The organism is Aliiglaciecola aliphaticivorans, assembly GCF_054782055.1.
The window spans coordinates 25,959-32,222 of the sequence record NZ_BAAGTF010000079.1 but is presented as its reverse complement, the minus strand read 5'-3'; the positions used below and the strand labels follow the sequence as shown (position 1 = coordinate 32,222).

The 6,264-nt window shown below is 42.6% G+C and carries 6 protein-coding genes; 3 read left to right on the top strand and 3 right to left on the bottom strand.

What is annotated here, in order from left to right:
• The coding region (locus tag ACYVIL_RS20480; RefSeq protein WP_460314621.1) for an EF-Tu C-terminal domain-related protein at positions 1 to 679 on the top strand (679 nt) is incomplete at its 5' end.
• A gap of 300 nt (positions 680 to 979) precedes the next feature.
• Here the strand turns inward: ACYVIL_RS20480 and def are convergent.
• Entirely contained in the window at positions 980 to 1,498 is a 519-nt protein-coding gene (gene def, locus ACYVIL_RS20475) for a peptide deformylase (RefSeq protein WP_460314619.1), read from the bottom strand.
• A complete protein-coding gene (locus ACYVIL_RS20470; RefSeq protein ID WP_460314617.1) occupies positions 1,495 to 2,109 on the bottom strand; it encodes a YehS family protein in 615 nt (204 codons plus the stop codon). The genes def and ACYVIL_RS20470 overlap by 4 nt, the downstream gene beginning before the upstream one ends.
• Before the next feature lie 208 nt (positions 2,110 to 2,317).
• On the opposite strand from ACYVIL_RS20470, the gene ACYVIL_RS20465 reads away from it, so the two are divergent.
• The gene (locus ACYVIL_RS20465; RefSeq protein WP_303472821.1) at positions 2,318 to 2,794 is read left to right on the top strand and encodes an acyl-CoA thioesterase; all 477 of its coding nucleotides are present in this window, start codon (positions 2,318 to 2,320) and stop codon (positions 2,792 to 2,794) included.
• Positions 2,795 to 2,897: 103 nt separating this feature from the next.
• On the opposite strand, the gene ACYVIL_RS20460 is transcribed toward ACYVIL_RS20465, so the two are convergent.
• Positions 2,898 to 4,061, bottom strand: coding sequence for a DcaP family trimeric outer membrane transporter (locus ACYVIL_RS20460; protein ID WP_303472820.1), 1,164 nt, complete (start codon positions 4,059 to 4,061; stop codon positions 2,898 to 2,900).
• A 242-nt stretch (positions 4,062 to 4,303) separates the two neighbouring features.
• On the opposite strand from ACYVIL_RS20460, the gene acs reads away from it, so the two are divergent.
• On the top strand, positions 4,304 to 6,244 hold the full coding sequence (gene acs, locus ACYVIL_RS20455; protein WP_303472817.1) for an acetate--CoA ligase: 1,941 nt from the start codon (positions 4,304 to 4,306) through the stop codon (positions 6,242 to 6,244).
• Positions 6,245 to 6,264: the final 20 nt, after the last annotated feature.

Below are 6,264 nucleotides of genomic sequence, written 5' to 3'. Positions count from 1 at the left end.
AGTGATTCAAGGTTCAGCGCTTAAAGCGTTGGAAGGCGACGCAGCATGGGAAGCAAAAATCATTGAGCTTGCAGAAGCCCTTGATAGCTATATCCCAGAGCCAGAGCGTGCCATTGATAAGCCATTTATTTTGCCAATTGAAGATGTATTCTCAATCTCAGGTCGTGGTACAGTTGTAACCGGTCGTGTAGAGCAAGGTATCATCAAAGTAGGTGAAGAAGTTGAGATTGTTGGTATCAAAGATACAACGAAAACAACTTGTACTGGTGTAGAGATGTTCCGTAAGTTGCTTGACGAAGGTCGTGCAGGTGAGAACGTTGGTGTACTACTACGTGGTACTAAGCGTGATGACGTAGAGCGTGGTCAAGTATTGGCTAAGCCAGGTTCAATCACTCCTCACACACAGTTTGAAGCAGAAGTGTATGTATTGTCTAAAGATGAAGGTGGTCGTCATACTCCATTCTTCAAAGGCTATCGTCCACAGTTCTACTTCCGTACAACAGACATCACTGGTGCAGTAGAGTTACCAGAAGGTGTTGAAATGGTAATGCCAGGCGACAACTTGAAATTCAAAGTTGAGCTAATCAACCCAATCGCGATGGACGAAGGTTTACGCTTCGCAATCCGTGAAGGTGGCCGTACTGTTGGTGCAGGTGTTGTAGCTAAAATCATCGCTTAATCTCGATAATAGCTAAAAAATTAAGAAAGCCGCTCCTAGAGCGGCTTTTTTGTTTTAGGCCTACAATTTTGTAGCATGGTCTTCAGGCCATGGAATGTTTCAAATGCGCTGCGGGGCTAAAGCACCCGCCTACAGGTTATGGAATGTTTCCAATGCGCTGCGGGGCTAAAGCCGCCGCCTAAAATTTTGTAGCATGGTCTTCAGGCCATGGCATGTTTCAAGCACGTCACGGGGCTAAAGCCGCCTACAGGTTATGGAATAGGATGAATAAAATCACGGGCTAGATCGCCTGTTTAAGGATCAGGCGTACTTTTTCTGCCACACTTCATTAGCCATTACATCTTCTGCAGATTCGATGTGATCAAGCCAGGTTTTACCTATAAGGTGGTCATATTCGTGCTGAAATATACGTGCAACAAAGCCTTCAAATAAACGCTTTACCGTGTCGCCATTTTCGGCCAGATATTCAATTTCTATCCATGTAAAGCGTTTTACTTTCCCCCTCAAACCGGGGACAGATAGACACCCTTCCCAATCCTTTTCCTGAGTATCACTGCTGGCTATCACTTTCGGGTTAATCAGAACTAAGGGTTGCATATGTGGAGCATCTGGATAACGGGCGTTGGGTCGCGACGCAATAATCATTATTGCTCGTGGATCAAATACTTGCGGAGCTGCAATGCCTATACCGTTAGCGTCTAACATGGTTTGTTTTAAGCCCAAGATAAATTGTTTCAATTCATCTGTTAGCAAATCTGACGGTGGCACAGCTACCGCCGGGGTTTTTAGAATTGCTTCTCCAACTTGCGCTATTTTCATTTAGGATCGACCTTACCCCAAACAGAGTTATTTTCGACAGAGGGAGACTTAGCAGTATCTTTTGCACTTTCTTTTTGACGAATTGTATTGGCTTTTTTGTATTTGTCTTTCTTAGCAACAGGAGTAGTGCTGGTTTTTGCGGCATCTGGACGATACTTAACCGTCATACCTTTTAACAGGTAACGTACTACTTGATCGCCACTTTCTTTGTAATTTCGATGATCAGGTTTCCTAAACATCGCGCTTAACTCACCCTTACTTAAACGAAAGTTAGCTAATTTTAATATCGTCAACATGTCTTCGTCGCGATAACTCATGGCAATACGTATTTTGCGTAAAATGTCGTTGTTGGATAAACGCTGGCTACCTTTTAAAACAACAGGCTCAACACCTTCTTGTTTACCGCGTTTTTGGATGATTAATCCATCTAGAAAAAGACTGAGTATCTTGTCGCGACAGAGCATGAACCCTGGCTCTTCCTCTTTTTTCATGAGCATCGATAAGTAGTCTTTTTCCATTTCATAGTTTGCTAACTTAAAAATAGCGATTGTCGCAGGGTCGTCAAGACTGAGGGCAAAGCGCAGACGGCGTAAAATATCGTTGTGATTCATAAAAAGGCCAATTTCTGTTGATTGACGTTATTCTACCTTAAACAGTCAAATAAATATCCTGTTGGATGTAATTTGCTTGAATCTAACATGGTAAATTCAGGGCAACAAATAATAGATAGGCCATTTCGGAGACAAATAAAATTAAATTGAACATTTTTTGCCATCTAAAGTATAGTAAATCGACAAGTTGACATATAAGGCCTTGATTATGAATAAAAATAGCGAGACTGAGTTTCGATTTCTAGCCGAGCCAACAGATGTTAATTTTGGCGGTAAAGTACATGGCGGAATGGTTATGAAATGGATAGATCAAGCCTCTTATGCATGTGCTGCACAATGGAGTAAACATTATTGTGTAACGGTTTCTGCCAATGCAATTCGTTTTATTCAGCCCATTTTAGTGGGGCAAATGGTGACCATTACTGCTCGCATTGTGCATACCGGCAGAACCAGTATGCATATCTATGTGGTTGTAAGGGCATCGGATCCGAAAAAAGAGGAAATCACCGATACAAACCGTTGTTTTATTACTTTTATGGCCATAGATGAAGACGGTACTCCAGTTGAAGTCCCCACGTTTACACCACACAGCAAAGAAGAAGAAATGCTTGAAAAGGTGGCAATAAGCGGTAAAGATTTTGCTAAGAAATTAGATAAACATTATCAACAAATGGTAGGTTGGTAGCTAAAAAAATAGTGGCCTATAGGGCCACTATTTTAGACTAGACTTGAAAGTTGCCTGGCAATAACCTTGCAGCCTTCAAAGAGTAAACGTCGTTTTATTTGATTTAAAAAGCATATTTTGCTGAAAATTGTAGGCGGCTCATATCACCGTCAGCACCCGTTTCAAGTTCTCGTTTCGCATAGGCATATTCTGCACCGAAAGTAAGTTCTTTGCTTGGAGAATACAAAATATTTGCACGAGCACTGTATGTTTGCTTGGTAGTTGAACTGCCAGTCAACGCTATTTCGTTGTCAGCGCTAAACATAGAGTAGGTGAAGTTACTTCTCCACTGAGGATCCCAAACATGTCTATAAGCAATACTGAAGCCTGCGGAATCAATGGCTTCTAGTTCATTATCGGCGTTCAGAACTGCACCATTGACAGCATTAAGCGCCATATATCGACCTAAACCCTGACCATAATTGGCAGCGATACGAATATCGTCTTGGCCCAGATTAAACTTAGCAGTTAAGCTAATACCAGCACCGGTAGTTGAGGTGTCAATATCATTTTCCCCTTGCTTGTCGACGTAGGACAATTGGCGTAAGAGGCCTGCAACTGCAAAGTGACCCCAATCACCTTTAAAAGTATATCGTGCGGCTAAATCTGGTACGGGGTTATCGTCAGTTACAATGCGAGTACCACCACCTAATGGAGAAACCGTGGTTTCTGGGTTTTCTAACGAAACTTCAAAGTTTCCTGTTGAGTACTTAACCATGACTTGTCGAACAAATATTGTACCGTCAGTTGAACCAATGAAATCTAGGGTTTCGGGAAGCGCCCTGACATCCATGAAGGTAGTCCAAGTTTGTCCTATCATCCAATCGTTATACTTAATAAAAGCATGTCTGACCCTGGGCTCGTAAGAGTTACTTACACGTTCGTTTCCATCTGGGGTGACTTGGAAATCGAATTCGAGAACGCCGACAACTTTATCGCCACTATCAAGATCGGTATTAGTAGTGAATCTAAACCGTGTCTGCTTAATATGGGCATCAAATTGAGTCGATTCTTCTTCACCGCCGACGGGGGTGAGACTGGGTAAATAGAAGTCTCTTCCGATACTACCAGAGGCTAAAGTACCATCGCTATAGCTGCTGAACATGGCATCGGCTTTTAAATAGCCGCTAAATTGAACATTTGTTTTGTCTAATAGGTTGGCATTGGTTGCAGTACCATACAAAGTGCCGAGTGCTAGCGTGATTGCTGCTGTAATTTTAGTTTTCATGACTTTTCCTAGTGCAGTTTAATGCTCAGTAAATTTTGAACTAAGATTCAGTTTTTACATATAAGCGGATGGTCTATCAGACCATAGTCGTATAGTCTATAAAGTTAATTCTTGATGAATAACGTGGATGTTTTTAACTAAGTAAGACCAAAGTCAGCTTCGCTAAGACCAAAGTCGCATTCCACTCTTTAATATTAACGTTACAGTATGTGCAGTTGCTAAAAATTGTGTTGGAGAACCCTATGACAGATACACTATATCCGGTCCCAGAGACCGCTAAGCTAAATTCCCACTTAACCCCCGAACTGCATGCGCAGATGTATCAGCAATCAATAGAATCGCCCGATCAGTTCTGGAAGGAGCAAGCGGCAAATTTAGATTGGTTTACTTTTCCAACTAAAATTAAAAATACTTCTTTTGCCAAAGACGATGTGAGTATCAAGTGGTACGAAGATGGTGAACTAAACGTAAGTTATAACTGTATTGATAGACATCTTCCTGAGAAAGCCAATGATGTGGCTATTGTGTGGGAAGGTGATTCTCCAGATACCGACAGTAAAGTGACCTATCAAGAGCTTCACGATCAAGTGTGTCAACTTGCCAATGGTATGAAAAAGTTGGGAATTCAGAAAGGGGATCGCGTAGCCCTTTACATGCCGATGGTCCCCGAAGCTGCTGTTGCCATGTTGGCCTGTACTCGTATTGGCGCGATTCATTCAATTATCTTTGGTGGTTTTTCTCCCAATGCCATTGCAGATAGAATTAATGATTCTGATGCTAAGCTAATTATTACTGCTGATGAAGGTCGACGAGGAGGCAACTGCGTGCCTCTAAAGGTAAATGTGGACGATGCCCTTAAAAATGATCGTTGTCCCAGTATTGAAAACGTGATTGTTTTCAAAAATACTGGTAATGAGGTTGCGGTAGGAGAAAAAGACGTCTGGTGGCACGAGTTAACTGCTCAATGCGAAGCTACTTGTGAGCCCACTGTAATGAATGCAGAAGATCCTTTATTCATTTTATATACATCAGGCTCAACTGGCACACCTAAGGGCGTAGTGCACACCACAGGCGGTTATTTAGTTTACGCTTCGATGACGCACAAATACGTATTTGATTATCAAGATGGGGAAATTTATTGGTGTGCCGCCGATGTGGGTTGGATCACAGGTCATACTTATATCGTTTACGGCCCCCTGGCTAATGGTGCAACCACATTAATTTTTGAAGGTGTTCCAACTTACCCTGATGTGCGCCGTATTTGTCAAATTGTCGATAAACATGATGTTAATATTCTTTACACTGCACCAACGGCTATTCGAGCGCTAATGGCACAAGGGCAATTTGCCGCAGAAGGCACTACAGGAGATTCACTTCGATTGCTAGGCTCGGTTGGGGAACCCATTAATCCAGAAGCTTGGACATGGTATTACGAAACTATTGGCCGCAGTCGTTGCCAGATTGTCGATACTTGGTGGCAAACGGAGACAGGTGGCATCATGATGACGCCATTGCCTAGTGTTACTGCTCTTAAACCCGGTGCGGCATCGATTCCATTTTTTGGGGTTCAACCTGCACTAGTTGACGGTGAAGGTAATGAGCTCAGCGGCGCTACTGAAGGTAATCTGATTATCAAAGATAGTTGGCCAGCTCAAGCAAGAACGGTTTACGGCGATCACGCTCGTTTTGTACAAACGTATTTTAGTACTTACGAAAATACTTACTTCACCGGTGATGGTTGCCGCCGTGATGAAGATGGATACTATTGGATCACCGGTCGAGTGGACGATGTATTGAATGTTTCAGGGCATCGCCTTGGTACCGCTGAAATTGAGAGTGCGCTTGTGTCTCACGACGCCATAGCTGAAGCTGCTGTAGTGGGTTATCCTCACGATATTAAAGGTCAGGCCATCTATGTTTATGTCACCCCTGTTTCAGGTGTGGAAGTAACAGATGAGTTGACTGCGGAAATCCGTAAATGGGTGCGCACAGAATTAAGCCCTATTGCGGTCCCCGATTTGATTCAGTGGACAAATGGCTTACCTAAAACACGCTCTGGTAAAATTATGCGCAGAATATTGCGTAAAATTGCAGCCAATGAATATGAACAATTAGGTGACACTTCAACATTAGCCGATCCTAGTGTGGTAGATAGTCTAATTGAACTTAGGTTAAATCGCTAAATAAGAAGTAATTGGTGATA